Origin of the sequence: Vibrio sp. 10N.247.310.17 (assembly GCF_041466605.1) — a bacterium.
In the GTDB taxonomy this organism is placed as follows: Bacteria; Pseudomonadota; Gammaproteobacteria; order Enterobacterales; family Vibrionaceae; genus Vibrio; species Vibrio tasmaniensis_A.
Window position 1 is genome coordinate 1 of record NZ_JBFSTC010000018.1, and the last position, 26,973, is coordinate 26,973.

Consider the following 26,973-nt stretch of genomic DNA (forward strand, 5'->3'; position numbering starts at 1 on the left):
AAGGCGGCCGTCACACTCCTTTCTTCAAGGGTTACCGTCCACAGTTCTACTTCCGAACAACTGACGTAACAGGCGATATCACTCTACCTGAAGGCGTAGAAATGGTAATGCCAGGTGACAACGTTCAAATGACTGTTGAGCTAATCGCTCCAATCGCAATGGACGAAGGTCTACGTTTCGCAATCCGCGAAGGTGGCCGTACAGTTGGTGCTGGTGTTGTAGCTAAAATCTTTGCATAAGATTTGACGAACCACTAGTAAAAAGGGCATCATTTGATGCCCTTTTTCTGCGCTGAAAAAAGAGTTGGGTGTTTTGACATCAATTTTAACTCTTAGCAAAGAATTAAACGGTCTTTTTAACTAAAATGACTGTTAGATGTGTTGTTTTGCAACGCAAAGGAATGTGCCCTGCAACAGCGGGGTTATTGTCGTCTATATTTAAGACTTATCACAGGTTGGTTTTATGAAAGCAAACGCTGAAACTCCTGATAGCTCAGGTGCAGCAGATACAATGAAGTGGGTAGTCGCTTTTGTACTGTTGGCTGCTGCTGTTGTGGGTAATTACCTGTATGGTGAATTGTCTGTTGTAATTCGCGCTGCAGGTGTAGTTGTGCTGATTGCTGCCGCACTAGGCGTTGCAGCAACAACAACTAAAGGTAAAGCTGCGATCGATTTTGCAAAAGAATCTCGTATGGAGATTCGTAAAGTTGTTTGGCCTACTCGCCAAGAAACTATGCAAACTACATTGATCGTTTTAGCTGTATGTATTGTTATGTCTCTAGTGCTTTGGGGAATTGACGGCATTATGGTCCGTTTAGTTTCTCTAGCAACTGGAGTGTAGAGGGTTCTGATTCATGAGTGAAGCTCCAAAAAAACGTTGGTATGTAGTTCAAGCCTTTTCTGGCTATGAAGGTCGTGTATCTCAATCGTTACGCGAACATATTAAAATGCACGACATGGAAGAATTCTTTGGTGACGTTTTAGTACCTACTGAAGAAGTAGTGGAAATGCGTGCAGGTCAACGCCGTAAAAGCGAACGTAAGTTCTTCCCTGGCTACGTATTAGTGCAAATGATCATGAATGATGAATCATGGCACTTAGTACGCAGCATTCCTCGTGTTATGGGCTTCATTGGTGGTACCTCTGATCGTCCTGCACCAATCACTGACAAAGAAGCTGATGCTATCTTGAACCGTCTAGAGAAAGCGAGCGAGTCTCCACGTCCTAAGACAATGTTCGAAGCGGGTGAAGTGGTTCGTGTGAACGATGGTCCGTTTGCTGATTTCAACGGTACAGTTGAAGAAGTAGATTACGAGAAAAGCCGCATTAAGGTATCTGTATCGATCTTTGGTCGTGCAACACCGGTTGAGCTTGAATTTGGTCAAGTTGAAAAGCTGGACTAAAACTCTAACTTTTGAACAAGCTGTGGATAAATACTTCATAAGTTGTTCAAAATAAAAGAGTATAAAAAACCACCTTTTTAGGGTTGTTAAAGGCGCGAATTATGATTATAATTTCGCGCCTTTTTACTTCTATCGAAGTAAGAAAGAGTTAATTGAAATTAAGGGGAGCTTGCCTCAGGGCTAGCGTATGTACCCAAAAATTAGGAAATATCATGGCTAAGAAAGTTGAAGCTTATATCAAACTGCAAGTTGCAGCTGGTATGGCAAACCCAAGTCCACCGGTTGGTCCTGCTCTAGGTCAACACGGCGTGAACATCATGGAATTCTGTAAAGCGTTCAACGCAAAAACAGAATCTGTTGAGAAAGGTCTACCTACTCCAGTAGTAATTACTGTTTACAACGACCGTTCTTTCACGTTCGTAACTAAGACTCCACCTGCTGCTGTTCTTCTTAAGAAAGCTGCTGGCGTTAAGTCTGGTTCAGGTCGTCCAAACACTGAGAAAGTTGGTACTGTAACTGACGCTCAAGTTCAGGAAATCGCAGAAACTAAAGCTGCTGATATGACTGGTGCTGACATCGAAGCAATGAAGCGTTCTATTGCTGGTACTGCTCGTTCAATGGGCCTAGTGGTAGAGGGATAAGATCATGGCAAAACTTACTAAGCGTATGCGCGTAATCCGCGACAAAGTTGAAGTAACTAAAGAATACGAAATCAACGAAGCTGTTGCTCTTCTTAAAGAACTAGCTACTGCTAAATTCGTTGAGTCTGTAGATGTTGCTGTTAACCTAGGCATTGATGCTCGTAAATCTGACCAAAACGTACGTGGCGCAACTGTGCTACCTCACGGTACTGGCCGTGACATCCGCGTTGCTGTGTTCACTCAAGGTGCAAACGCAGAAGCAGCTAAAGCAGCTGGCGCAGATATCGTTGGTATGGAAGATCTTGCTGAGCAAGTGAAAAAAGGCGAAATGAACTTCGACGTTGTTGTTGCTTCTCCTGATGCAATGCGTGTTGTTGGTCAACTAGGTACAATCCTAGGTCCACGCGGCCTTATGCCAAACCCTAAAGTTGGTACTGTAACTCCTAACGTTGCTGAAGCGGTTAAGAACGCTAAAGCTGGTCAGGTTCGTTACCGTAACGACAAGAACGGTATCATCCACACTACTATCGGCAAAGCATCTTTCGAAGCTAACCAGCTTCAAGAGAACCTAGAAACACTTCTAGTTGCTCTTAAGAAAGCTAAGCCTTCTTCAGCGAAAGGTACTTTCCTGAAGAAAGTAAGCATCTCTACTACAATGGGTGCTGGTGTTACTGTTGATCAAGCTAGTCTTGACACTCAAGCAAACTAATTTGCTTCGGCGCAGATTTAGTGTATACTTTTGCGCCTAATATTTGTGGTTGGGTGATTTTTGAAGCAATTCAGGTCATCCGTCCCAAGACCGTAGGCGCTGTACTCTTCGGAGATATGGCTTAATAAAACCTACGTAGGCGATGTTGTGGTTTGAAGTGAATTTATTCATTTTTAAATAACATCGTAAACGCTCATTACATTTTGTATGAGTGCTGTAATCACAACCAGAGGTTAATCCAAATGGCTTTAAATCTTCAAGACAAAAAAGCAATTGTTGCTGAAGTCAACGAAGCTGCCAGTGGTGCACTTTCTGCAGTTGTAGCTGATTCTCGTGGCGTTACTGTTGGCGCAATGACTTCTCTACGTAAACAAGCTCGCGAAGCGGGTGTTTACATGAGAGTTGTTCGTAACACACTAGCACGCCGTGCGATTCAGGGTACAGACTACGAGTGTCTAACAGACACTTTCACTGGTCCAACTCTGATCGCATTCTCTAATGAGCACCCAGGTGCTGCAGCGCGTCTTTTCAAAGACTTCGCAAAAGAGAATAAAGATTTCGAGATCAAAGCTGCTGCATTTGAAGGCGCAGTTACTGATGCTGAAGTACTAGCGACACTACCAACTTACGACGAAGCTATCGCACGCCTAATGATGTGCATGAAAGAAGCTTCTGCTGGCAAGCTGGTTCGTACTATCGCTGCTGTTCGCGACCAAAAAGAAGAAGCTGCGGCTTAAGCCTTGCTTTTCACTGGTTGCTATTTAAACTTATTGTTGACTTAAAAGAGAATTGTTATGTCTATTACTAACGAGCAAATCCTAGACGCAGTTGCAGAAATGTCTGTAATGCAAGTTGTTGAGCTTATCGAAGCTATGGAAGAGAAATTCGGTGTTACTGCTGCTGCTGCAGTTGTAGCTGGTGGTGCTTCTGCTGAAGCTGCTGCTGAGCAAACTGAATTCGACGTAATCCTAACTGCTGCTGGCGCTAACAAAGTACAAGTTATCAAAGCTGTACGTGGCGCAACTGGCCTAGGTCTTAAAGAAGCTAAAGGTCTTGTAGACTCAGCTCCTGCAGCGCTTAAAGAAGGCGTTGACAAAGCTGAAGCTGAAGCTCTTAAAGCACAGCTAGAAGAAGCTGGCGCTTCTGTTGAAGTTAAGTAATTATTACTTAATTTCTTAGCCGCAAGGCTAATGGCTGGTGGTTTATTAACCACCGGCCTTTTTGCGCTGTAGGGCTATGACGAAATTTCCGCTGTTTAACCGTCATAATCCAAGCAAAAAAACAGTCATTTTTTCGAAATGATTGTTCACTACAGTAAACAGCTGTTTGTCACCGCCCCCTCTGAAGAGTGTTTTGGGTGGTTTGGGTCACTTATCAGCGAGCTGAGGAACCCCATGGTTTACTCTTATACCGAGAAAAAGCGCATCCGTAAGGATTTTGGTACTCGTCCACAAGTTTTGGACATTCCATACCTGTTATCGATCCAGCTTGATTCTTTCGACAAATTCATCGAACAGGATCCTGAAGGTCAATACGGTCTTGAAGCTGCTTTCCGTTCTGTATTTCCAATTCAGAGCTACAACGGCAATTCTGAGCTGCAATACGTTAGCTACCGTCTTGGTGAGCCAGTTTTTGACGTTAAAGAATGTCAAATCCGCGGTGTTACTTACTCAAAGCCACTACGCGTAAAACTACGTCTAGTTATCTTTGATCGAGATGCACCAGCAGGTACTGTAAAAGACATTAAAGAACAAGAAGTCTACATGGGCGAAATTCCGCTTATGACAGACAATGGTACTTTCGTAATTAATGGTACCGAGAGGGTTATCGTATCCCAGCTGCACCGAAGCCCAGGCGTGTTCTTCGACAGTGATAAGGGTAAGACCCACTCATCAGGTAAAGTTCTTTATAACGCACGTGTAATTCCTTACCGTGGCTCATGGTTAGACTTTGAGTTCGATCCTAAGGATAACTTATTCGTACGTATCGACCGTCGTCGTAAGCTACCAGCATCGATTATCCTTCGTGCACTTGGTAAATCGACTGAAGAGATCCTAGATCTGTTCTTCGACAAAGTGAACTTCGAAGTGAAAGACCAAACTCTACTTATGGAGTTGGTTCCTGATCGTCTACGTGGTGAAACTGCGTCATTCGACATCGAAGCAAACGGCAAAACTTACGTTGAGACTGGTCGTCGTGTAACTGCTCGCCATATCCGTCAACTTGAAAAAGATGGCGTTGAGCACATCGAAGTACCAGTAGAGTACATCGTTGAAAAGATTGCTGCGAAAGATTACATCAACGAAGCAACTGGCGAGATCATCGTTGGCGCAAACCAAGAGATTAGCCTAGAAGCACTTGCTAACCTGTCTCAAGCAGGTCACAAGACTCTAGAAGTGCTGTTCACGAATGACCTAGACCATGGTCCATTCATGTCAGACACTCTACGTGCGGATAGCACAGTAGATCGCATCTCTGCATTGGTAGAAATCTACCGCATGATGCGTCCTGGCGAGCCACCAACGAAAGAAGCTGCAGAATCATTGTTCGAAAGCCTATTCTTCTCTGAAGATCGTTACGACCTATCAACTGTAGGCCGTATGAAATTCAACAGCTCTATCGAGCGTGAAGAAGAAGAAGAGCGCGGTACTCTGGATGAATCAGACATCATCGAAGTGATGAAGAAACTGATTGGTATCCGTAACGGCATTGGTGAAGTGGACGATATCGACCACCTTGGCAACCGTCGTATCCGTTCTGTAGGTGAAATGGCAGAAAACCAATTCCGTGTTGGTCTAGTTCGTGTAGAACGTGCCGTTAAAGAACGTTTAAGCCTTGGTGACCTTGATGCAATCATGCCTCAAGATCTTATCAACGCTAAGCCGATCTCTGCTGCAGTTAAAGAATTCTTTGGCTCTTCACAGCTTTCACAGTTTATGGACCAAAACAACCCATTGTCAGAAGTTACGCACAAGCGTCGTATCTCTGCTTTAGGTCCTGGTGGTCTTACTCGTGAGCGCGCAGGCTTCGAAGTACGTGACGTTCACGTAACTCACTACGGTCGTCTATGTCCGATCGAAACGCCTGAAGGTCCAAACATCGGTCTAATTAACTCGCTATCTGCATTTGCACGTTGTAACGATTACGGTTTCCTAGAAACTCCGTACCGTCGTGTAGTAGATGGTGTAGTAACAGAAGAAGTTGATTACCTGTCTGCAATCCAGGAAGGTCAATTCGTAATCGCGCAAGCAAACACCATTCTTACTGAAGAAGGTACGTTTGCAGATGAGCTAATCACAGCTCGTCAAAAAGGTGAATCTGGTCTTCACCCACGCGATCACGTTGACTACATGGACGTTGCGACAAACCAAGTAGTATCTATCGCTGCTTCGCTTATCCCGTTCCTAGAACACGATGATGCGAACCGTGCATTGATGGGTGCCAACATGCAACGTCAAGCTGTACCAACACTGAGAGCTGATAAGCCTCTAGTAGGTACGGGTATCGAACGTAACATCGCAGTTGACTCTGGTGTTACAGCGGTTGCTAAACGTGGTGGTCAAGTTCAGTCTGTTGACGCTTCTCGTATCGTAGTTAAGGTTAACGAAGATGAATTGGTACCTGGCGAAGCTGGTATCGATATCTACAACCTGACTAAGTACACGCGTTCGAACCAAAACACATGTATTAACCAACGTCCAACTGTACTTCCTGGTGAACCAGTTGCACGCGGCGATGTTCTTGCTGACGGTCCTTCAACAGACCTTGGTGAACTAGCTCTTGGCCAAAACATGCGTATCGCATTCATGCCTTGGAACGGTTACAACTTCGAAGACTCGATCTTAGTATCTGAGCGCGTAGTTCAAGAAGACCGTTTCACGACAATCCACATTCAAGAATTATCTTGTGTGGCTCGTGATACTAAGCTGGGTTCTGAAGAGATCACAGCTGATATTCCAAACGTAGGTGAGTCTGCTCTGTCTAAACTAGACGAGTCAGGTATCGTTTACATTGGTGCTGAAGTTAAGGGTGGCGACATCCTAGTTGGTAAAGTAACCCCTAAAGGTGAAACTCAACTGACTCCTGAAGAGAAGCTACTACGTGCTATCTTCGGTGAGAAAGCATCTGATGTTAAAGATACTTCTCTACGTGTACCAAACTCTGTTTCGGGTACTATCATCGATGTACAAGTCTTTACTCGCGATGGCGTAGAGAAAGACAAACGTGCACTTGAAATCGAACAGATGCAGCTTAAAGAAGCTAAGAAAGATCTAACTGAAGAGTTCCAAATTCTTGAGGGTGGCCTTCTTAACCGTGTTAAAGCTGTACTTCTGTCTGGTGGTTACTCTGAAGCTAAGCTTGATACTATCGGTCGTAAGCAATGGCTAGAGCAAGTTCTAGAAGACGATGCGCTACAAACACAGCTTGAGCAACTTGCTGAGCAGTGGGATGAGCTAAAAGCAGACTTCGATAAGAAGTTTGAAACTAAGCGTCGTAAAATCACTCAAGGTGATGATCTAGCACCTGGCGTTCTTAAGATTGTTAAAGTTTACCTAGCGGTTAAACGTCGTATCCAGCCTGGTGATAAGATGGCCGGTCGTCACGGTAACAAAGGTGTAATCTCTAAGATTAACCCTGTTGAAGACATGCCATACGATGAGAAAGGTCAGCCTGTAGACATCGTACTTAACCCGCTGGGTGTACCATCGCGTATGAACATTGGTCAGATCCTAGAAGTTCACTTAGGTTTGGCTGCGAAAGGTATCGGTGACAAGATCAACCAAATGGTTAAGGAACAACAAGAACTGCATAAGTTCCGTGAGTTCCTACAGAAGGTTTACGATCTTGGCGATACTCGTCAGAAAGTTGATATTGCTGAACTGTCTGATGATCAAGTTCGTACACTGATCAAGAACCTACGTGGCGGTCTACCGATTGCTACACCTGTGTTCGACGGTGCTTCTGAGTCTCTAATCAAAGAACTACTTAAACTGGGTGATCTGCCAGAATCTGGTCAGCTTAAACTGTTTGATGGGCGTACTGGTGATTCGTTTGAGCGTCCTGTAACTGTTGGTTACATGTACATGCTGAAACTGAACCACTTGGTTGATGACAAGATGCATGCTCGTTCAACTGGTTCTTACAGCCTAGTAACTCAGCAACCACTTGGTGGTAAAGCTCAGTTCGGTGGTCAGCGTTTCGGTGAGATGGAAGTATGGGCACTAGAAGCATACGGTGCTGCATATACTCTACAAGAAATGCTAACAGTTAAGTCGGATGACGTTAACGGCCGTACTAAGATGTACAAGAACATCGTAGATGGTAACCATAGCATGGAACCTGGCATGCCAGAGTCGTTCAACGTACTGTTGAAAGAGATTCGCTCGCTAGGTATCAACATCGAGCTAGAAGACGAAGAGTAATCCCTCTTTTTTATAAAGAAGATTGGATTACTTGGTAAAGGGGGCTCACTTTAGTCGGTGAGCTCCTTTAACTCCTTACAGGAGCTGAACGTGAAAGACTTATTAAACTTTCTAAAAGCACAGCATAAGACCGAAGAATTTGATGCAATCAAAATCGGTCTATCTTCACCAGACACGATCCGTTCGTGGTCTTTTGGTGAAGTTAAAAAGCCAGAAACAATTAACTATCGTACGTTCAAACCTGAACGTGATGGTCTGTTCTGTGCACGTATTTTTGGTCCAGTTAAAGACTACGAATGTCTTTGTGGCAAATACAAGCGCCTGAAGCACCGTGGTGTTATCTGTGAGAAGTGTGGCGTTGAAGTTACACAAACTAAAGTTCGTCGTGACCGTATGGGCCACATCGAGCTTGCTTCACCAGTTGCTCACATCTGGTTCCTAAAATCACTACCGTCTCGTATCGGTCTACTAATGGATATCCCTCTGCGTGATATCGAACGTGTTCTTTACTTCGAAATGTACGTAGTAACTGAACCGGGTATGACTGATCTAGAAAAATCTCAGATGCTTACTGAAGAAGAGTATCTGGATCGTCTAGAAGAGTGGGGTGACGAATTCACTGCTAAGATGGGTGCTGAAGCGATCAAAGATCTGCTTTCAACAATGGACCTTCATCAAGAAGTGGAAGAAATGCGCGAAGAGTTGGAAACAACTAACTCTGAAACTAAGCGTAAGAAAGTTACTAAGCGTTTGAAGCTAGTTGAAGCGTTCATTTCGTCAGGCAACAAGCCTGAGTGGATGATCCTGACTGTACTTCCAGTGCTACCGCCAGATCTACGCCCTCTAGTACCACTAGATGGCGGTCGTTTTGCGACTTCTGATCTGAACGACCTTTACCGTCGTGTGATCAACCGTAACAACCGTTTGAAGCGTCTTCTAGAGCTAGCGGCTCCAGACATCATCGTACGTAACGAAAAGCGTATGCTGCAAGAGTCTGTTGATGCCCTTCTAGATAACGGTCGTCGCGGTCGTGCGATCACGGGTTCTAACAAGCGTCCTCTGAAATCTCTTGCTGATATGATCAAGGGTAAACAAGGTCGTTTCCGTCAGAACCTTCTAGGTAAACGTGTAGACTATTCTGGCCGTTCTGTAATCACAGTTGGTCCATACCTTCGTCTACATCAGTGTGGTCTTCCTAAGAAGATGGCACTTGAGCTATTTAAGCCGTTCATCTACAGCAAGCTAGAAACTCGTGGCATGGCTACGACAATCAAAGCTGCTAAGAAAATGGTAGAGCGCGAAGAAGCGATCGTTTGGGATATCCTAGACGAAGTTATCCGTGAACACCCAGTACTGCTTAACCGTGCACCTACACTTCACCGTCTAGGTATCCAAGCGTTTGAACCAGTACTAATCGAAGGTAAAGCGATTCAGCTTCACCCACTAGTGTGTGCGGCATACAACGCCGACTTCGATGGTGACCAAATGGCTGTACACGTGCCTCTAACTCTAGAAGCACAGCTTGAAGCTCGTACCCTAATGATGTCGACGAATAACATTCTGTCGCCAGCATCAGGTGATCCAATCATCGTACCTTCTCAGGACGTTGTATTGGGTCTTTACTACATGACACGTGACAAGATCAACGTGAAAGGTGAAGGTATGTACCTTGCTGGCCCTGCTGAGGCTGAAAAGGCATACCGTACTAAGACTGCTGAGCTACACGCTCGCGTTAAAGTACGTATCACTGAAACTGTAGTAGATGAAGACGGCAATAGCACAACGAATACTGGCCTAGTTGATACGACTGTAGGTCGTGCAATGCTATGGCAGATCGTTCCAGCTGGCCTACCGTACAGCATCGTTAACCAAAAGTTAGGTAAGAAGCAGATCTCTACTCTTCTTAACGAGTGTTACCGTAAGCTTGGTCTAAAAGATACAGTAGTATTTGCTGACCAAATCATGTACGCAGGTTTCGCATACGCGGCACTTTCTGGTGTTTCTGTAGGTATCAACGATATGGTTGTTCCTCAAGCGAAATACGATGAAATTGAATCTGCTGAAGAAGAAGTTCGTGAAATCCAAGAGCAATTCCAATCAGGTCTTGTTACTGCGGGTGAGCGTTACAACAAAGTTATCGATATCTGGGCATCTACGAATGACCGCGTTGCGAAAGCAATGATGGATAACCTATCTTCTGAAACAGTTATCAACCGTGACGGCGAAGAAGAACAGCAAGAATCGTTCAACAGCATCTACATGATGGCTGACTCGGGCGCACGTGGTTCTGCAGCTCAGATTCGTCAGCTAGCAGGTATGCGTGGTCTGATGGCGCGTCCAGATGGTTCAATCATCGAAACGCCGATCACAGCGAACTTTAAAGAAGGTCTAAACGTCCTTCAGTACTTTATCTCAACGCACGGTGCTCGTAAGGGGCTTGCGGATACAGCACTGAAAACAGCAAACTCGGGTTACCTAACTCGTCGTCTAGTAGACGTTGCTCAAGACGTTGTAGTACACGAACATGACTGTGGCACGCATGAAGGTATCGACATGATGCCTCACATCGAAGGTGGTGACGTTAAAGTTGCACTTTCTGAGCTTGCTCTAGGTCGTGTAGTAGCTGAAGACGTTCTTAAGCCTGGTACTGAAGATGTACTGATTCCACGTAATACTCTGATTGATGAGAAGTGGTGTCAAATCATGGAAGACAACTCAGTAGATAGCATGAAAGTGCGCTCTGTTGTTACCTGTGATGCAGACTTCGGTTGTTGTGCACAGTGTTACGGTCGTGACCTAGCACGTGGTCACCTAGTGAACCAAGGTGAAGCAGTTGGTGTTATCGCTGCACAATCTATCGGTGAACCGGGTACACAGCTAACGATGCGTACGTTCCACATCGGTGGTGCGGCATCTACTGCAGCAGCAGAGAACAGCATCCAAGCTAAGACAACTGGTACTGTGAAACTTCACAATGCTAAGTTCGTAGTTAACAAAGATAAGAAACTGGTTATCACTTCTCGTGCATCTGAGATGACGATTATTGATGAATTCGGCCGTACTAAAGAGAAGCACAAACTTCCTTACGGTTCGATGCTAACCAAAGGCGACAACGCAGCAGTTACTGCTGGTGAAGTTGTAGCTAACTGGGAAGCGCATACCATGCCAATCATCACTGAAGTGGCAGGTCGTATCCAATTCGTAGATATGATCGATGGTATTACAGTTTCTCGTCAAACTGACGATCTAACGGGTCTTTCTTCAAGTGAAGTAACAGACGCAGCAGCTCGCCCAGCAGCAGGTAAAGATATGCGTCCAGCTATCAAACTTGTTGATGAACAAGGTAATGACGTAATGATCCCTGGTACTGATATGCCAGCTCACTACTTCCTACCTGGCAAAGCGATTGTAAACATCGAAGATGGCGCTGAAGTTGGCATTGGTGACACACTATCTCGTATCCCTCAAAAATCGAGCGGAAACAAAGATATCACCGGTGGTCTGCCACGCGTAGCTGACCTATTCGAAGCTCGTAAGCCTAAAGAGCCTGCGATCCTTGCTGAGCACACAGGTACTGTGTCTTTCGGTAAAGAAACGAAAGGTAAGCGTCGTCTAGTAATCACTCGTGAAGGCGGTGACGCTTACGAAGAGATGATTCCTAAGCACCGTCAATTGAACGTGTTCGAAGGTGAGAAGATTGAACGTGGTGATGTAATCGCCGACGGTCCTGAAACTCCACACGATATCCTGCGTCTACGTGGTATCCACGCAGTGACTCAGTACATCGCGAACGAAGTTCAAGAAGTTTACCGCTTACAAGGCGTAAAGATTAACGATAAGCACATCGAGACTATCGTTCGTCAAATGCTACGTAAGTGTACAATCACTCATTCTGGTGACTCTCCGTTCCTACCTGGCGAACAAGTTGAGTACCACAATGTTAAGATTGCTAACCGTAAGCTAGAAGCTGAAGGTAAAGAACTAGTGCGTTTCGAGCGTGACCTACTAGGTATTACTAAAGCATCTCTTGCAACTGAGTCATTCATCTCAGCTGCATCGTTCCAAGAAACGACTCGCGTACTAACAGAAGCTGCGGTTTCTGGTAAGCGTGATGACCTTCGCGGTCTGAAAGAGAACGTAATTGTTGGTCGTCTGATCCCAGCTGGTACTGGTTTCGCATACCACCAAGAGCGTCAAAAGCAACGTGAAGAAGAGCAAGAAGGTCCTTCAGCTGAACAAGCTACTGACAATCTAGCAGCACTTCTAAACGCTGGTTTCTCTTCAGAAGAGTAAGCTCTACGAGTAGTCTCTAAGAGATAAGAAAAAGGCACCTTCGGGTGCCTTTTTTGTATCTGGCGTATTGGTATTTAGCTATGACTTATAAAGTGATAGGTGTGATTATCTAGCTGGTGGGGTTGGATTTATGTCCTGAAGAGTGCTCTTTGAGGCCAGTAAGATAAAGGGTAGAGATGATTAGGCTGATTAGGGCTGTAACCATATGCTTATGGCTAAAGGTCAGGGCGAGCGAGTAAGCTCTGTCTGAAAGGTTCTGGGTAGTTTGGATAACCTTACAGACAAAACAAAAAGCTTGCACAGAGGCAAGCTTATTAAGGATTCAGCTAACTAAGCGCCTGGTGGAATCGCTAAACTGTCTGCAATAAGCTGGATAAGATTATCTTCTACTTCAAAACGTACTTCGAGTAGTTCACCTACTTTTGACATATCTCCTTCGAAGTTAGGCAACTCATCGTCTGCACTTACTTTAACGTACTTATCATTGAACTCTAGAAGCGGCTCGGTTGTAAGTACGATCTTCGCGTAAGTTGTATCAATCTCGTCATTGGTTTTAAAGCCTGTTGCTTGCCATTTTTTCATGACCATATCGTAGATCTTAAAATGACCCTCTGAGATATAATCGACAACATGATCGCAGAATGAGCTTATTTCTTTAGGAGAAGGGAGTTCAACAACGTTTGATTGCCCATTGCTAGCTGGCTGCAAGGCACCTAGCTTACAATACTCAACGATTAGAGACTGTCGAGTTTCGAGCCAATGATCGATGACCTCATTAGAGCCACCCCATTGTTCTTGTATTTGTTTGAATTTATTTAGCATGACCATGTCCTCATGATCTGATCACAACCTTGTGATCAAGTAATTGCCTAAGCAGGGTCCATTTATTGGTATCTACTAAAAGTAATAGTTTGAATTATTCTCGGCTACAACTCTAGTATGAAATCAGATTGCCAGTAAAATGAACGAACTGCAAGCAATGAGGCATAGGGATGTTAAAAAAAAGTGATAACAAAATGACAGAGCAAGCTTATTGGTGCGTCGTTTCAGGTAGTGATATTTGGGTTAATAATGATCAGTTTCCTTATGGCTCAGCTGAAGAGCTAGGGCTGGATGTCGAGCATGCAATCTGCATTGGTCAGCATCAAGGTCGTAAGGTGTATTGGCTCAACGATTGCGATGTGGAGATTGATCTGAGCATGGTCAGCCTAAGAGATTTGCTTCACTGGCCTGAATCAAGTTTTCTGATCGCAAGCAAAGCTATCCAGTATGGGCACATGACACAAAGTATGCGTTTTTGTCCTCAGTGCGGCGGTCGTAATCATTTGAATCATAATCAGGTGGCGATGCAATGTGGAGACTGCCGAACGCTTCATTACCCTCGTATCTTCCCGTGCATCATTGTCGCTGTACGAAACGACAACAAGATATTACTTGCGCAGCACCCAAGGCATAAAACGGGTATGTACACCGTAATAGCGGGCTTCCTAGAGGTTGGAGAAACCCTAGAGCAGTGTGTGGCGCGAGAAGTCAAAGAAGAAACGGGGATCGATGTGAGTAACATTCGTTACTTTGGTAGCCAGCCATGGGCGTTTCCATCGAGTATGATGATGGGCTTTCTTGCAGATTATGCTGGTGGTACGCTTAAACCCGATTACAGTGAACTGTCGGATGCCCAATGGTTTGACGTAACAAGCCTACCTGATGTTGCTCCAGTCGGAACGATTGCGAGACAATTGATTGAGAATACAGTCGATGACATAAGGAAAGCCGGCGTCGCGGAGCAAGAACTAGAACATTAAATTACCTGTGATAGTATTTAGCCTATGGGTGGTCAAACACTAAAAAAAACCCTCCACAAGTGGAGGGGGTAAGTAAGATGTCGTTATGAGATGCTGAGTAGTGACTACTCAGTTGTTATAATTGTAATTTTCGCTAGCGAACAAATTTTTAACATGCTCCTGTAATTGGGTGCAAATTAAGCATGGATTTAAAAGTTAATAACTTGATCTAGGTTGCAAAGCACACAGCTTTTACCCTTCAATCAGTGTTAGAATACTTGCCATCAAAACTAGACAAGATTGAATTGGAATTTAACGGAATGACCGAATTAAAAAACGATCGCTATTTACGCGCACTTTTAAAACAGCCTGTTGATTACACACCGGTATGGATGATGCGCCAAGCTGGCCGCTATCTTCCAGAGTACAAAGCAACGCGCGCTGAAGCGGGCGATTTCATGTCTTTGTGCAAAAACGCTGAACTAGCATCAGAAGTAACACTTCAACCTTTACGTCGTTTCCCGCTTGATGCGGCAATCTTGTTCTCTGACATCCTAACTATCCCAGATGCGATGGGGTTAGGTTTGTACTTCGAAACAGGTGAAGGCCCTAAGTTTGAACGCCCTATCACATGTAAAGCTGACGTAGAAAAAATTGGCCTACCTGATCCTGAAGGTGAACTTCAATACGTAATGAATGCCGTTCGTCAGATCCGTAAAGACCTGAAAGGCGAAGTGCCACTGATTGGTTTCTCTGGTAGCCCTTGGACATTGGCAACTTACATGGTTGAAGGCAGCAGCTCGAAGGCGTTCACTAAGATCAAGAAGATGATGTATGCAGAGCCACAAACGTTGCACTTACTTCTAGATAAGCTGGCTGACACTGTTATTGAATACCTGAACGCGCAAATTAAAGCAGGTGCACAATCGGTAATGGTATTCGACACATGGGGTGGTGTACTTACTCCGCGTGACTACAACCTGTTCTCACTGCAGTACATGCACAAAATTGTCGATGGCCTAATTCGTGAAAACGAAGGTCGCCGTGTACCGGTTACTCTGTTCACTAAGAACGGTGGCATGTGGCTAGAATCTATCGCAGCGACTGGCTGTGATGCAGTTGGGCTAGACTGGACAATCAATATTGCTGATGCAAAAGCACGTATTGGCGATAAAGTGGCTCTACAAGGCAACATGGACCCATCAGTACTTTACGCACAACCTGAGCGTATTCGTGAAGAAGTCGGCACTATCCTTGAAGGTTTTGGTGACGGCGGTACTGGCCACGTATTTAACCTTGGCCATGGTATTCACCTAGATGTGCCACCAGAAAATGCTGGTGTATTTGTGGACGCAGTTCACGACCTATCTAAGCCATACCATAAGTAATTCAGTATGTGTTTTTAGAAAAAGCGCTGTCGAGAAATCGGCAGCGCTTTTTTATTATCTTTCTATCCGCACTCAATATCGGCTAAATCATCGTTGATGTGCAGCTAATTAGGCATTTGGATCATGGCAGGCCAAATGCTCTGATACGTGCTTCCTGATATAGGGAATGACTTCACTTTCGAACCATGGGTTTTTCTTGAGCCAGATATTATTACGTGGTGAAGGGTGGGGAAGTGGCAAAAATTCTGGAGCCCAAGCCTGCCAGTTACGTACCGTTTCAGTGAGTGTGCTGGTGGCTTTATCTTTTAGATAATAGTTTTGCGCATACTGACCAATCAGCAAGGTCATTTGGATGTTGGGCAGTGATTGCAGTACTTTTTGGTGCCATAGCGCAGCGCACTCCTTTCGAGGCGGTAGATCGCCACTTTTTCCCTTTCCTGGATAGCAAAAGCCCATCGGGACAATCGCGACTTTTTGTTCGTCATAAAACGTATCGCTATCCATCTCTAGCCATTCTCTCAATCGCTCGCCACTGGCGTCGTTCCAAGGGATAGATGATTGATGAACCTTGATACCGGGTGCTTGGCCTATGATTAACAAGCGCGCGTTTGGGTGTGCCTGAATCACTGGGTTTGCACCGTGTGATAAATGAGGTTCACAAGCGGTGCATTGTCGTATCTCGGTGAGCAGTGACGAGAACATCAGTAGCCTTTATCAAAATCAATGGTGTTATTCAGTGTAAAACCATCTCGCCATTGTTGGTAATTATTGGCGAAGATCTCCACGACCTGTCTTGGCTCACTTAGAGCCGCAATGTGTGGTGTGATGGTCACTTGCGGCAACGTCCAAAACGGGTGTTCTTGTGTGAGAGGTTCGCATTCAAAGACATCTAAGAAAGCGTGTTCAACCCATTTATTCTTAATCGCAAGCAGTAACGCTTTATTGTCTACGCTTTCCCCGCGCCCCACATTAAACAGCAATACGTTAGAGCAGTAGCTTAAGGTGGTTTGATTCAGTAGTTGGTAGGTCTCATCCGTTGATGGCAGGGTGTTCACTACAATATCCGCTTGCTTGAGGGCGGCTTCTAGTTCATTAATGTGGAAAGTGTCTTTGAAGGTTTCTTGCTTTGATGGGATACCTGTCCGGTTGACACCTATGGTGTGAATACCAAAAGCAGCAGCGGTTTTAGCTAAATGACTGCCAATTGACCCCGTTCCTAAAATCACCATGGTTTTGTCAGTTAGGCTGGTATAAAGCTGCGGCTGCCAGTTTCGTTGTACTTGTTGCTGGTGGTAGTGAGGAAAGTGTCTACAGTGGCTGATCGTGTAACCCAACACGTATTCAGCAATCGCAGGGCCGAAGATGCCTTTGACGTTGGTCAGCGTATAATCTTGGCGAAGATCCGGCTGAGTGAGTTTATTGATTCCAGCATAGGTACTTTGCACCCAGTCTAGCTTTTTAAACTCATTAAGTCGCTCCACTATTAAAGGAGGAGCAGCCAGTACGATCTCAGCTAATTCGGGGTTTTGAGTGATTTCGAGGTCAGGTAACCCTTGGTTTAGAATCAGTTGCGTATAGGTATCGTCATGCTCGGTAAGAATATAGAGCTTATTCGTAAAATTGTTCATCGGCTTACCTTTTCCCCCCAGGGTTTATCAAGTACACTTTCGCTGTCTTTTTCTGCAATTATTGAGTGACTATGCTTCAGAATCCACTGCAGGTTCGTCTTGAAAAGTTAGAACCTTGGCAACAAATTACTTTTATGGCGTGTCTATGTGAGCGTATGTATCCTAACTATGCCATGTTTTGTGAGAATACAGAATTTGCGGAAGCTCGAATCTACCGTGATGTTTTGGATAGCATTTGGGAAATCCTAACCGTTAAAACGGCAAAGGTGAACTTTGAGCGTCAACTTGAGAAAGTAGAAGAGCTATTCCCTAGCGCAGATGATTTTGATTTCTATGGTGTTTACCCTGCAATGGATGCATGCCAAGGCTTAGCAACATTAATCCATGGTCTACTTGATCGTGAGCATATGTTGGAAGCGGTAATTAAAGTGAGTCAACAATCGGTGAAGACGGTTGCTGAGCTTGAGTTTGCTCAAGGCGCTGAAGAAGTGACGAACGAAAACCAGAAAGAAAACGAAGCGGTATGTGAAGAGTGGGACGTTCAGTGGGCCATTTTCCGACCTCTACGTGAAACGACTGAGCGTGACTTAGAGCTGATCAAAGACCTACGCCACGAACTGCGTGAAGACCCAGTGAGCAACATTGGTGTTGCGTTATAACGGATGTTGAGTTGTAGCGAATAGAATAAAAAACAAAGGCTCCCTAGGGAGCCTTTGTTGTATCTGACGCTATCAAATTTAGATTAAGCGTCTTTCTTGTCTTCTTTTTGAACCTTGCTTTCATCCGCTGACTTTGAGTCTGAGGTGTCGTTGTCTGCTAGAGTTTTTTCTTCTAGCTCGTCCTCTTCATCGCGGTTTTCGATAACACCGTGTGTTTCTTTCCATTGTTCCCAACGCTGAAATGCCAGTTCTTGCATGTCAGTTGTCTTATCTGCCTCGTCGACGATCTCTTCGCCCACTAGGTGCTCAAAGATATCTTCTAGGGTGATGATGCCCTGAATCGTACCGTACTCGTCAACCACTAAGGAAAGCTGCAGGCGGTTTGCCATCATTTGGTCAAAGGCTTTAGCCAAGCCCATGTTGTTCAGCAACACGTGGATAGGGCGCATTACTTCACCCAGAGCTTTCTCGCCACAACCCGCTTGTTGTAATCTAAACAGCTCCAGACGGTGTACAAAACCAATGATGTTGTCAGTTTGCTCGCTGTAAACTAATGGGCGCGAGAATGGTGTGTCTTTGTGCTGCTCTAGGAACGTATTCACGCTCATTTCGGCATCGACGCGGAATACAACAGGGCGCGGTGTCATCACCTGCGTCACGGGCACATCTTGAATGCCTAATAGGTTGCTCAGAATTTTTGATTCGCCTTCAGCAAACTCACCACTCTCTTTTGCCAAAATAGCCATTGCAGACAGCTCATCACGCATTTTTGGTGCTTGGTGGCCACGAGCAAGACGTTTGGTGATCTGTTCTGAGAACCAGACAAACGGTGTTAGAAAGAAAACCATCCAGCGAAGTACGTTTGATGATGCTGGAGCCAGTTGACGCCAGTAGGTTGCACCAATAGTTTTTGGAACAATCTCAGACAAAACCAAAATACCCAAAGTCAGTACGGCAGAGAATACACCTAACCATTGGCTACCAAAAACCACAGCCGCTTGTGCACCTGCCGTCGCAGCACCGATTGTGTGCGCGATGGTGTTGAGCGTTAAAATTGACGCGAGCGGGCGGTCAATGTCTGTTTTCAGTTTGTCTAAAGACTCTGCTGCAGGGTGCCCATTTTGTTTTAGTTGAGCAATGTAGCTTGGACTAATACTCAAAAGTACAGCTTCTAAAACAGAACAAATGAAAGAAACTCCAATAGCAATGGAGACGTAAATAGTTAGCAGCAGCATGTTTGCCCTTAAATTAAATTGTACGCTTTAACAGCGATTCAGCGTGGATTATAGAGATAAAGTAGTGGCTAGGTCATCATTAATTTGCCTCTCAGCCCCTTTTAAACAAGGGCTTACTCAATAAAATCAGTAACAAATTGTGAGTTATTACTCATATTATGGCTAAAACTACGGCATTAGAGCTAAAGATCGACGACAAACCTTTGCCAGATGGGGCATTTATGTTTTAGAGTAAATTGAATTCAAAAATACAAAGAAGGGAAACCTAAAATGAACAAGACTCAATTAATCGACTTTATTGCTGAAAAAGCGGACCTTTCTAAAGCACAAGCTAAAGCTGCTCTAGAAGCGACTCTTGGTGGTGTTACAGATGCTCTTAAAGATGGCGATCAAGTTCAGCTAATTGGTTTTGGTACTTTTAAAGTAAACCACCGTGCAGCTCGCACTGGTCGTAACCCAAAAACTGGTGATGAGATCCAAATCGCTGCTGCAAATGTTCCAGCATTTGTTGCAGGTAAAGCGCTGAAAGATTCAGTGAAATAATCTAAACTGTACCGAGGTAGTCGTATTTCACCTCGGTACAGGTTTTTATGAAAAAAGCATTTCTTCTCGTTTCACTATTATCTACATTCCTCATTGGCTGTTCATCGACCAGCCCCAGCAAAAACCTAGAGCAATTTGAAACTTACACCGGCGGCCAAGTCATGGGCGACGCGACAAGTTTTTACTGGGTTACAAACAAGCTAACACAACCTCATTCTTCAGCTGACTATGTCACTGTCGGCGATTACGGCTGGTACCAAACTGACTATGCTTGGTCGGAAGGTATACTTCGTGAATTCGTTCGTGAAGGCGAACAGCGTAATTCATCGAATAAGTTGGTGCCTTATCGTGTTCATGTGCGTTTCAACAAGTCAGGCGAGGCTGTGTATCAGCAGTATCGTATTGACAGCAAAATCTTACCTATCCAAGCCAAGCAGCTTGAAAACTATCAGAAAGAAGCGACGTCGGTTATAGAGACCACAACGAAGCAGCATGATGAAGGGCTTAGGCTGATTCAGGGTTACTGGAATGGCAGCTCTTTTAAAACGTGCGCTGGTGGTGAGTTTGATCGCATTGAATTTAACCAGACCTTACCAGGCTTCGTGATTGACCGATTGGCGTCTGTGGAAAGCTATGCGGCGTTTCTTGGCAGTGACTTACTCGGTAAGATGAGCGTAGAAGAGTTACTGATGCTGGCTGAAGACAGTCATGATTGTGTCGTAAGGCCATCGTTGCTGAAAGAATAGAAAGCAATCAAAGAATTAAGAGTATTTGGCCTACTGTAGGCTAAGTGCTTATTTGCCTGTAAAAATACAGTTTCTTGTATAGATGAGATAATAAAAAGGCGCCTATTGAGGCGCCTTTTTCTGTTATTCACTTGCTGTCATTTGCTTACTGTTATTGGAAAGTAAGCGAGCAACAAGATTGTTTACTGCTCTTGTTCGCGCGCAATCGCACGGTAACCAATGTCATTGCGGTGGAACATACCATTCCAGCTAACTTGCTTCGTCAACGCGTAAGCGCGCTCTTGAGCCTCAGAAACCGTATTGCCCAGTGCTGTTGCACAAAGTACACGACCGCCGTTTGTCACAACGTCGCCAGCTTCATTATTTGTCGTACCCGCGTGGAAAACCTTTTGGCCTTCAACTTCGCTTGTTGGTAGTGAAATAACGTCACCTTTTGCGTAGTCAGCAGGGTAACCGCCAGCCGCAAGAACAACACCGATAGAAGCGCGTGGATCCCACTTCGATTCTGCTTCGTCGAGCTTCTCGTCGATAGCCATTAGGCAAAGTTCAACAAGGTCTGACTCCATACGCATCATGATAGGTTGCGTTTCAGGGTCGCCAAAGCGGCAGTTGTATTCGATAACTTTAGGTGTGCCGTCAGCATCGATCATTAGGCCAGCGTAAAGGAAACCTGTGTAAGGTGCGCCTTCCGCGTCCATGCCACGTACTGTTGGGTAGATAACTTCCTCAAGGATACGGTTGTGGATTTCTGGAGTTACAACCGGCGCAGGAGAGTAAGCACCCATGCCGCCCGTGTTCGGCCCAGTGTCTTTGTCGCCAACACGTTTGTGATCTTGGCTGGTGGCCATAGGAAGCACGCTAGAGCCGTCAACCATTACGATGAAGCTTGCTTCTTCGCCTTCAAGGAACTCTTCGATAACAACGCGGCTGCCTGCTTCGCCAAAGGCGTTGCCCGCTAGCATGTCTTTGATTGCGTCTTCTGCTTCTTCAAGGGTCATCGCAACGATAACGCCTTTACCCGCGGCAAGACCGTCAGCTTTCACTACGATTGGAGCACCTTGCTCGCGAACGTAAGCGATAGCGGGCTCAATCTCAGTGAAGTTTGAGTAGTAACCTGTTGGGATATCATGACGAGCTAGGAAGTCTTTGGTGAATGCTTTAGAGCCTTCAAGCTGTGCTGCCTCTTGAGTTGGGCCGAAGATTGGCAAACCTACTTCGCGGAATGCATCAACCACACCGATAACCAATGGTGCTTCAGGGCCAACGATAGTCAGTTCGATTTTTTTCTCTTGAGCAAACGCCACTAAACCTGCGATGTCTTCAACACCGATGTTTACGTTCTCAAGTTTAGGCTCAAGCGCAGTACCTGCGTTACCTGGAGCGATGAATACTGTTTCAACGTTTGGGTTTTGTGCCGCTTTCCAACCAAGTGCATGCTCACGACCGCCGGCACCGATAATCAATACATTCATGTTTTAAAATCCTTATAGCTGCTTCAGAGCCTTTATTTCTGCGTCAAACATGCTCACTTATGGTCATAAGCTCCGCGTGTTTTCCTTGAACTAAAGTCACTGACTTGCTCTACGTATTTCAAATATCGGAATATTTAAAAAACAAAATTATAAGTTTTGCTCAAAGTAGTTGGTGATGTGGCTAGGCAGCAATTGAGCCCATCCCCGGGAGCATAGCTTGTTATGTGACCGGGGTGGGCGAAAGCAGCTAACGACGCCACAGTGCCAAATACGAAGAGGAAATTAGTGGCGGAAGTGACGCATGCCTGTAAAGATCATCGCCATGCCGTGTTCGTCTGCTGCTGCGATAACTTCGTCATCACGTATAGAGCCGCCCGGTTGGATAACACACTTGATGCCCGCTTCTGCTGCCGCGTCGATACCGTCACGGAATGGGAAGAATGCATCTGATGCCATTACACAACCTTCAACCTGTAGACCTTCGTCTGCCGCTTTGATGCCTGCGATTTTCGCAGAGTAAACGCGGCTCATTTGGCCAGCGCCAACACCAACCGTCATGTCACCTTTCGAGTAAACGATAGCGTTAGACTTAACGTACTTCGCTACTTTCCAGCAGAATAGAGCATCTTTTAGCTCTTCAGCTGTTGGTTGGCGCTTAGAAACTACTTTTAGGTCGTCTTCAGAAACCATGCCTTGGTCGCGGTCTTGAACTAGCAAACCACCGTTAACGCGTTTCACGTCAAAACCAGTTGTCTTAGTTGTCCACTCACCACACTCAAGCAGGCGAAGATTTTTCTTAGCCGCTACGATTGCTACTGCTTCAGCAGAAACAGATGGTGCAATGATAACTTCAACGAATTGACGCTCAGTGATAGCCGTTGCTGTTGCAGCGTCTAGTTCACGGTTGAATGCGATGATGCCGCCAAATGCAGACGTTGGGTCTGTTTTGAATGCGCGGTCGTAAGCTTCTAGGATATCTGTACCTAGTGCTACACCACATGGGTTAGCGTGCTTAACGATCACACATGCTGGCTGGTCGAACTCTTTCACACATTCAAGCGCTGCGTCAGTGTCAGCGATGTTGTTGTAAGAAAGCGCTTTGCCTTGGATTTGGCGAGCTGTAGAAACTGATGCTTCTTCAGGGTTTGCTTCAACGTAGAAAGCTGCTGCTTGGTGGCTGTTTTCACCGTAGCGCATGTCTTGCTTCTTCTCGAACTGTTGGTTGAACGTGCGAGGGAATTTGGACTTTTCGTCGCCTTCTTTGTTCTCACCGTAAGATGGAACCATAGTGCCGAAGTAGTTTGCGATCATACCGTCGTAAGAAGCGGTGTGTTCGAATGCTGCGATAGCGAGGTCGAAGCGAGTCTCTAGTGTTAGAGATTTCTCGTTCGCGTCCATTTCAGCCACAACACGCTCGTAGTCGTGTGCGTTTACAACGATCGTTACGTCTTTGTGGTTTTTAGCCGCAGAGCGAACCATGGTTGGGCCACCGATGTCGATGTTCTCAACAGCGTCAGCAAGGGTACAACCTTCTTTAGCAACGGTTTCTGCGAATGGGTATAGGTTTACAACAACCATATCGATAGGATTGATACCGTGAGTTTCCATCACGTCATCATCTTGGCCACGACGGCCTAGAACACCACCATGAACTTTCGGGTGCAGAGTCTTAACACGGCCATCCATCATTTCTGGGAAGCCAGTGTAGTCAGATACTTCTGTTACAGAGATGCCTTTTTCAGCAAGCAGGCGAGCAGTGCCACCAGTAGATAAGATATCTACACCACGGTTAGCAAGAGCTTGTGCAAATTCAACGATACCAGTTTTGTCTGATACGCTGATGAGAGCGCGGCGAATTGGACGAGCGTTATTCATGCTTCCATTTCCTCAAATTCATGGGGTTAAAATAAAGATATTTGCCAAAAAAGAACTTGTTTCTATCTTCTTAGCGTGGAGTATCTTAGATACCAGTAAGAGATAAAATATTGGCCAGTTTTGGTAAAGACCTTTTGGGTGTTCTTATAATCAAGCTATAAGATAACCAACTCCAAATTTGATGGCGCAGATTCTAACTAATTTATTACAAAAAAGCTCGCGCAATCGTTTGGCATCTCAAAATTAATTATGAAAAGTGCCATTTCAGCCTGAAAAGTAACAACAAGGTTAATAGTGGAATGGATGAAAGAATAGGAAAAAACATGTTTCAGATTGGCGAATTGGCGAAAAGATGCGGTGTGACAGCCGATACCTTGCGTTTTTATGAGAAGAATAACCTGATTGCACCAGCCAGTCGCAGTGAGTCGGGTTATCGTCTGTATGATGAAAATAACCAAAAGCAGGTGACGTTTATTCTCAAATCGAAAGAGTTAGGGCTGAGTTTAGATGAAATCAAAGAATTGTTAGAGATTCGTCTTGAAGCGACTCAACACAGTTGCGCTGAAGTGAAATCAATTACCTCAGCAAAACTAGAGATGATCGATGAGAAGATTACCGAGTTAACCAAGATTCGCACTGCACTTAAAAAGATCAATGATGCGTGTTGTGGCCACGTAGACGACGATGCAAGCCATTGTTCTATTCTGGCAGCCTTGGATTCAGCAAACGTTGATAAAGAGCGCTGCTGTCGCACTGGAGAGTAATCAGCCACCTATTACGGTTCGACAAGCCAAAAAAAAGCCAAACTCAAAAAATGAGCTTGGCTTTCCATTCAATAAATTACGAAAGAACGATTAGTTCATGCCGTATTTTTTAAGTTTCTTGCGAAGAGTACCGCGGTTAATACCCATCATGGTTGCTGCGCGAGTTTGGTTACCGCGAGTGTACTGCATGATAGTGTCTAGTAGTGGCTGTTCAACTTCAGCTAATACTAATTCGTATAACTCGCTGACTTCTTGACCGTTTAATTGAGCAAGGTAATTTTTCAATGATGCTTTAACTGAGTCACGTAGTGGTTTCTGCGTGATTTGGTCTTGTGATGTAACTGTAGTTACTGTCAATGCTTCTGAAGTCAGATTTTGTTCGAACATATTCGGTCTAGCTCTTCTCGTAATTATGGTGCAACGTTATCAAAAAAACCTTCTAGCGCTTCAAGCTGCAGATCACCTGCTTCGAATGCGTTGAAGGTACGGCGAAACTCACTCGCTTGTTCATGTTCTTTTAGGTACCAACCCACATGCTTACGAGCAATTCGGGGGCCTAAAAACTCGCCATAAAACTCATGTAGAGCGTTCACATGACCAAGCATGATGTCTTTCACTTCCGAAATCGGGAGCGGGTCCATCGTGGTGCCGTTTTCCAAATAGTGTAGGATTTCGTTAAAAATCCAAGGACGTCCTTGGGCAGGTCGACCTATCATTAAAGCATCAGCACCGGTGTACTCCAGCACAAACTTCGCTTTTTCCGGGCTATCGATATCACCGTTAGCGATAACCGGAATAGATACTGCTTGTTTCGCTGCTTTAATGTGTTTGTATTCTGCCTCACCTTTGTACATACAAGCGCGAGTTCTCCCATGAAGGGCAAGAGCTTGTATGCCGCAGTCTTCGGCTATTTTCGCGATTTGAACACAGTTTCTGTTGTCTGTGTCCCAGCCTGTGCGCGTTTTCAACGTTACTGGAACGTCGACAGCATTTACCACCGCTTTCAGAATATCTTCAATGAGTTCTGGATGCTGCAGTAGGGCTGAGCCCGCAAGCTTCTTATTCACTTTTTTGGCTGGACACCCCATGTTGATATCGATGATTTGCGCACCGTTATCGACATTAAATTGAGCAGCCTCGGCCATAAGCTGTGGATCTGCACCAGCGATTTGTACTGAACGAATGCCCGATTCGCCTTCATGTACCATACGCTGCTGAGACTTTGACGTTTTCCAAACTTTAGGATTGGAGGACATCATTTCACTGACTGCCATCCCCGCACCATAACGAAGACACAACTCACGGAATGGTCTATCCGTTACGCCAGCCATAGGAGCGACGATTAGATTGTTCTTAAGTTGATAATTTCCGATTTTCAAAAATGTCATCACAGTTCTGTACCAGCAAGGGCGCGCATTTTACGCATTTTTTCGCTGCGTGAAAAGACTAATATTTGAGCATTTACAATTTGTTTTTGTAATTTGTTTAAATTTCAGTCAATTAGCGCTCAAAGTCTTACCTAGCCTTGCTTCTGACCTGAGATTCGACACCATTCTTGTTGTTCAATGATCGGATCAATGTGAAGCTCATCACGATAATAAGTCGCAACATCTTCCGCTTGTGTATCTAAAACACCCGACATCGCAAGTACACCATTTTGCTTAACTAGGCCTTTAATGATGCCAGAAAGGTCGCGTAATGGGCCTGCAAGGATGTTGGCAACAACAACGTCAGCAAGCAAACCTTCCGGTTGATCTTGTGGTAAGAACACCTCTAGTTGCTCTGCCACGCCATTGCGTTGTGCGTTGTCTTTTGATGCAAGCAGGGCTTGAGGATCAATGTCGATCCCGATAACTTTTGCCGCGCCAAGTTTGATCGCAGCGATCGCTAGGATGCCTGAACCACAACCGAAATCGATCACGGTTTTGCCTGTAAGGTCTAAGCCTTCAAGCCACTCAAGACACAATGCCGTTGTCGGGTGAGTACCTGTACCAAATGCAAGACCGGGATCCAGCATGACGTTTACAGCGTCAGGTTCAGGGATATCGCGCCAGCTAGGGCAGATCCATAAACGCTCACCAAACTTCATTGGGTGGAAGTTGTCCATCCATTCACGTTCCCAATCCTTGTCTTCAATTTGCTCTACTTTATGAGCAAAGTCTGCAGGGAACATGTTGCTTGCTTTAATCTGCGCTAGAACGACACCAGTATCAGTCTCAGCGTCGTAAAGCGCGAGAATGTCAGTATCACCCCAAAGGCGAGTTTCACCCGGCAGAGGCTCAAATACAGGAGTATCTTGTGCATCCAGGAAAGTTACGGAAAGAGCACCAGTCTCTTCCATTAACATGTCGCCGATTTGTTCGGCATTTTCATTGGTCGCATTAAGCTTGATTTGAATCCAAGGCATGGCTGCA

23 protein-coding genes and 1 pseudogene are annotated in these 26,973 nt (G+C 45.2%); 15 read left to right on the forward strand and 9 right to left on the reverse strand.

Annotated elements, in window-relative coordinates; genetic code table 11:
- The 9 genes and pseudogenes from tuf to rpoC all read left to right on the forward strand — a co-directional run.
- Positions 1-239: pseudogene (gene tuf / locus AB6D80_RS07625) on the forward strand (elongation factor Tu); the annotation flags it as partial.
- 223 nt (positions 240-462) lie between these two features.
- Positions 463-840 (forward strand): preprotein translocase subunit SecE, encoded by a 378-nt coding sequence (secE, locus tag AB6D80_RS07630; RefSeq protein ID WP_017096511.1) that lies wholly within the window; start codon positions 463-465, stop codon positions 838-840.
- A 13-nt stretch (positions 841-853) separates the two neighbouring features.
- Positions 854-1,402: a transcription termination/antitermination protein NusG gene (nusG, locus tag AB6D80_RS07635; RefSeq protein WP_012605006.1), complete on the forward strand. Its 549-nt coding sequence runs from the start codon at positions 854-856 to the stop codon at positions 1,400-1,402.
- A 212-nt stretch (positions 1,403-1,614) separates the two neighbouring features.
- Complete coding sequence (rplK, locus tag AB6D80_RS07640; RefSeq protein ID WP_010435555.1) at positions 1,615-2,043, forward strand: 50S ribosomal protein L11; 429 nt, start codon at positions 1,615-1,617, stop codon at positions 2,041-2,043.
- 4 nt (positions 2,044-2,047) lie between these two features.
- Complete coding sequence (rplA, locus tag AB6D80_RS07645; RefSeq protein WP_372188166.1) at positions 2,048-2,752, forward strand: 50S ribosomal protein L1; 705 nt, start codon at positions 2,048-2,050, stop codon at positions 2,750-2,752.
- Between the two features lie 242 nt (positions 2,753-2,994).
- The gene (gene rplJ, locus AB6D80_RS07650) at positions 2,995-3,489 is read left to right on the forward strand and encodes a 50S ribosomal protein L10 (RefSeq protein ID WP_009844673.1); all 495 of its coding nucleotides are present in this window, start codon (positions 2,995-2,997) and stop codon (positions 3,487-3,489) included.
- 57 nt (positions 3,490-3,546) lie between these two features.
- Positions 3,547-3,912, forward strand: coding sequence for a 50S ribosomal protein L7/L12 (gene rplL / locus AB6D80_RS07655; RefSeq protein ID WP_009844674.1), 366 nt, complete (start codon positions 3,547-3,549; stop codon positions 3,910-3,912).
- A 234-nt stretch (positions 3,913-4,146) separates the two neighbouring features.
- On the forward strand, positions 4,147-8,175 hold the full coding sequence (gene rpoB, locus AB6D80_RS07660; protein WP_009844675.1) for a DNA-directed RNA polymerase subunit beta: 4,029 nt from the start codon (positions 4,147-4,149) through the stop codon (positions 8,173-8,175).
- 90 nt (positions 8,176-8,265) lie between these two features.
- Positions 8,266-12,468: a DNA-directed RNA polymerase subunit beta' gene (rpoC, locus tag AB6D80_RS07665; RefSeq protein WP_009844676.1), complete on the forward strand. Its 4,203-nt coding sequence runs from the start codon at positions 8,266-8,268 to the stop codon at positions 12,466-12,468.
- Between the two features lie 330 nt (positions 12,469-12,798).
- On the opposite strand, the gene AB6D80_RS07670 is transcribed toward rpoC, so the two are convergent.
- Positions 12,799-13,296, reverse strand: coding sequence for an Rsd/AlgQ family anti-sigma factor (locus tag AB6D80_RS07670; RefSeq protein ID WP_012604999.1), 498 nt, complete (start codon positions 13,294-13,296; stop codon positions 12,799-12,801).
- A 164-nt stretch (positions 13,297-13,460) separates the two neighbouring features.
- Between AB6D80_RS07670 and nudC the strand changes: the two genes are divergently transcribed.
- Complete coding sequence (nudC, locus tag AB6D80_RS07675; RefSeq protein WP_371702836.1) at positions 13,461-14,270, forward strand: NAD(+) diphosphatase; 810 nt, start codon at positions 13,461-13,463, stop codon at positions 14,268-14,270.
- 299 nt (positions 14,271-14,569) lie between these two features.
- The gene (gene hemE / locus AB6D80_RS07680) at positions 14,570-15,637 is read left to right on the forward strand and encodes a uroporphyrinogen decarboxylase (RefSeq protein ID WP_004729761.1); all 1,068 of its coding nucleotides are present in this window, start codon (positions 14,570-14,572) and stop codon (positions 15,635-15,637) included.
- 108 nt (positions 15,638-15,745) lie between these two features.
- On the opposite strand, the gene AB6D80_RS07685 is transcribed toward hemE, so the two are convergent.
- Positions 15,746-16,339: a uracil-DNA glycosylase family protein gene (locus tag AB6D80_RS07685; protein ID WP_017096514.1), complete on the reverse strand. Its 594-nt coding sequence runs from the start codon at positions 16,337-16,339 to the stop codon at positions 15,746-15,748.
- Complete coding sequence (locus AB6D80_RS07690; protein WP_017096515.1) at positions 16,339-17,265, reverse strand: D-2-hydroxyacid dehydrogenase; 927 nt, start codon at positions 17,263-17,265, stop codon at positions 16,339-16,341. The genes AB6D80_RS07685 and AB6D80_RS07690 overlap by 1 nt, the downstream gene beginning before the upstream one ends.
- 71 nt (positions 17,266-17,336) lie before the next feature.
- On the opposite strand from AB6D80_RS07690, the gene AB6D80_RS07695 reads away from it, so the two are divergent.
- Entirely contained in the window at positions 17,337-17,924 is a 588-nt protein-coding gene (locus tag AB6D80_RS07695) for a YjaG family protein (protein WP_017055908.1), read from the forward strand.
- Between the two features lie 83 nt (positions 17,925-18,007).
- Here the strand turns inward: AB6D80_RS07695 and AB6D80_RS07700 are convergent, their stop codons facing one another.
- The gene (locus tag AB6D80_RS07700) at positions 18,008-19,159 is read right to left on the reverse strand and encodes a CNNM domain-containing protein (RefSeq protein ID WP_372188167.1); all 1,152 of its coding nucleotides are present in this window, start codon (positions 19,157-19,159) and stop codon (positions 18,008-18,010) included.
- Positions 19,160-19,429: 270 nt separating this feature from the next.
- Between AB6D80_RS07700 and hupA the strand changes: the two genes are divergently transcribed.
- Both hupA and AB6D80_RS07710 read left to right on the forward strand, forming a co-directional pair.
- Positions 19,430-19,702 (forward strand): nucleoid-associated protein HU-alpha, encoded by a 273-nt coding sequence (hupA, locus tag AB6D80_RS07705; protein ID WP_004729753.1) that lies wholly within the window; start codon positions 19,430-19,432, stop codon positions 19,700-19,702.
- 47 nt (positions 19,703-19,749) lie between these two features.
- Complete coding sequence (locus tag AB6D80_RS07710) at positions 19,750-20,448, forward strand: DUF1481 domain-containing protein (RefSeq protein WP_372188169.1); 699 nt, start codon at positions 19,750-19,752, stop codon at positions 20,446-20,448.
- 182 nt (positions 20,449-20,630) lie between these two features.
- Here AB6D80_RS07710 and purD read toward each other — a convergent pair whose 3' ends face one another.
- Both purD and purH read right to left on the reverse strand, forming a co-directional pair.
- Positions 20,631-21,920 (reverse strand): phosphoribosylamine--glycine ligase, encoded by a 1,290-nt coding sequence (gene purD / locus AB6D80_RS07715; protein ID WP_372188171.1) that lies wholly within the window; start codon positions 21,918-21,920, stop codon positions 20,631-20,633.
- A gap of 282 nt (positions 21,921-22,202) precedes the next feature.
- A complete protein-coding gene (gene purH / locus AB6D80_RS07720; RefSeq protein ID WP_372188173.1) occupies positions 22,203-23,795 on the reverse strand; it encodes a bifunctional phosphoribosylaminoimidazolecarboxamide formyltransferase/IMP cyclohydrolase in 1,593 nt (530 codons plus the stop codon).
- A 323-nt stretch (positions 23,796-24,118) separates the two neighbouring features.
- Here purH and zntR point away from each other — a divergent pair, with 323 nt between their 5' ends.
- On the forward strand, positions 24,119-24,559 hold the full coding sequence (zntR, locus tag AB6D80_RS07725) for a Zn(2+)-responsive transcriptional regulator (RefSeq protein ID WP_372188175.1): 441 nt from the start codon (positions 24,119-24,121) through the stop codon (positions 24,557-24,559).
- A 90-nt stretch (positions 24,560-24,649) separates the two neighbouring features.
- On the opposite strand, the gene fis is transcribed toward zntR, so the two are convergent.
- The 3 genes from fis to prmA form a co-directional block, all read right to left on the reverse strand.
- Complete coding sequence (gene fis / locus AB6D80_RS07730) at positions 24,650-24,946, reverse strand: DNA-binding transcriptional regulator Fis (protein WP_004729744.1); 297 nt, start codon at positions 24,944-24,946, stop codon at positions 24,650-24,652.
- A gap of 23 nt (positions 24,947-24,969) precedes the next feature.
- A complete protein-coding gene (gene dusB / locus AB6D80_RS07735; protein WP_004729742.1) occupies positions 24,970-25,938 on the reverse strand; it encodes a tRNA dihydrouridine synthase DusB in 969 nt (322 codons plus the stop codon).
- Positions 25,939-26,078: 140 nt separating this feature from the next.
- A complete protein-coding gene (gene prmA / locus AB6D80_RS07740) occupies positions 26,079-26,966 on the reverse strand; it encodes a 50S ribosomal protein L11 methyltransferase (protein WP_372188177.1) in 888 nt (295 codons plus the stop codon).
- Positions 26,967-26,973: the final 7 nt, after the last annotated feature.

Excerpts from the sequence above, each read along its gene's own strand:
- nudC (WP_371702836.1), top strand. The coding sequence starts at position 13,461 with ATGTTAAAAAAAAGTGATAACAAAATGACAGAGCAAGCTTATTGGTGC.
- AB6D80_RS07670 (WP_012604999.1), bottom strand. The coding sequence starts at position 13,296 with ATGGTCATGCTAAATAAATTCAAACAAATACAAGAACAATGGGGTGGC.
- hemE (WP_004729761.1), top strand. The coding sequence starts at position 14,570 with ATGACCGAATTAAAAAACGATCGCTATTTACGCGCACTTTTAAAACAG.
- AB6D80_RS07685 (WP_017096514.1), bottom strand. The coding sequence starts at position 16,339 with ATGTTCTCGTCACTGCTCACCGAGATACGACAATGCACCGCTTGTGAA.
- secE (WP_017096511.1), top strand. The coding sequence starts at position 463 with ATGAAAGCAAACGCTGAAACTCCTGATAGCTCAGGTGCAGCAGATACA.
- rplL (WP_009844674.1), top strand. The coding sequence starts at position 3,547 with ATGTCTATTACTAACGAGCAAATCCTAGACGCAGTTGCAGAAATGTCT.
- rplA (WP_372188166.1), top strand. The coding sequence starts at position 2,048 with ATGGCAAAACTTACTAAGCGTATGCGCGTAATCCGCGACAAAGTTGAA.
- rplJ (WP_009844673.1), top strand. The coding sequence starts at position 2,995 with ATGGCTTTAAATCTTCAAGACAAAAAAGCAATTGTTGCTGAAGTCAAC.
- purH (WP_372188173.1), bottom strand. The coding sequence starts at position 23,795 with ATGAATAACGCTCGTCCAATTCGCCGCGCTCTCATCAGCGTATCAGAC.
- AB6D80_RS07695 (WP_017055908.1), top strand. The coding sequence starts at position 17,337 with ATGCTTCAGAATCCACTGCAGGTTCGTCTTGAAAAGTTAGAACCTTGG.
- AB6D80_RS07700 (WP_372188167.1), bottom strand. The coding sequence starts at position 19,159 with ATGCTGCTGCTAACTATTTACGTCTCCATTGCTATTGGAGTTTCTTTC.
- nusG (WP_012605006.1), top strand. The coding sequence starts at position 854 with ATGAGTGAAGCTCCAAAAAAACGTTGGTATGTAGTTCAAGCCTTTTCT.
- prmA (WP_372188177.1), bottom strand. The coding sequence starts at position 26,966 with ATGCCTTGGATTCAAATCAAGCTTAATGCGACCAATGAAAATGCCGAA.
- rpoB (WP_009844675.1), top strand. The coding sequence starts at position 4,147 with ATGGTTTACTCTTATACCGAGAAAAAGCGCATCCGTAAGGATTTTGGT.
- AB6D80_RS07690 (WP_017096515.1), bottom strand. The coding sequence starts at position 17,265 with ATGAACAATTTTACGAATAAGCTCTATATTCTTACCGAGCATGACGAT.
- rplK (WP_010435555.1), top strand. The coding sequence starts at position 1,615 with ATGGCTAAGAAAGTTGAAGCTTATATCAAACTGCAAGTTGCAGCTGGT.
- zntR (WP_372188175.1), top strand. The coding sequence starts at position 24,119 with ATGTTTCAGATTGGCGAATTGGCGAAAAGATGCGGTGTGACAGCCGAT.
- hupA (WP_004729753.1), top strand. The coding sequence starts at position 19,430 with ATGAACAAGACTCAATTAATCGACTTTATTGCTGAAAAAGCGGACCTT.
- AB6D80_RS07710 (WP_372188169.1), top strand. The coding sequence starts at position 19,750 with ATGAAAAAAGCATTTCTTCTCGTTTCACTATTATCTACATTCCTCATT.
- fis (WP_004729744.1), bottom strand. The coding sequence starts at position 24,946 with ATGTTCGAACAAAATCTGACTTCAGAAGCATTGACAGTAACTACAGTT.
- purD (WP_372188171.1), bottom strand. The coding sequence starts at position 21,920 with ATGAATGTATTGATTATCGGTGCCGGCGGTCGTGAGCATGCACTTGGT.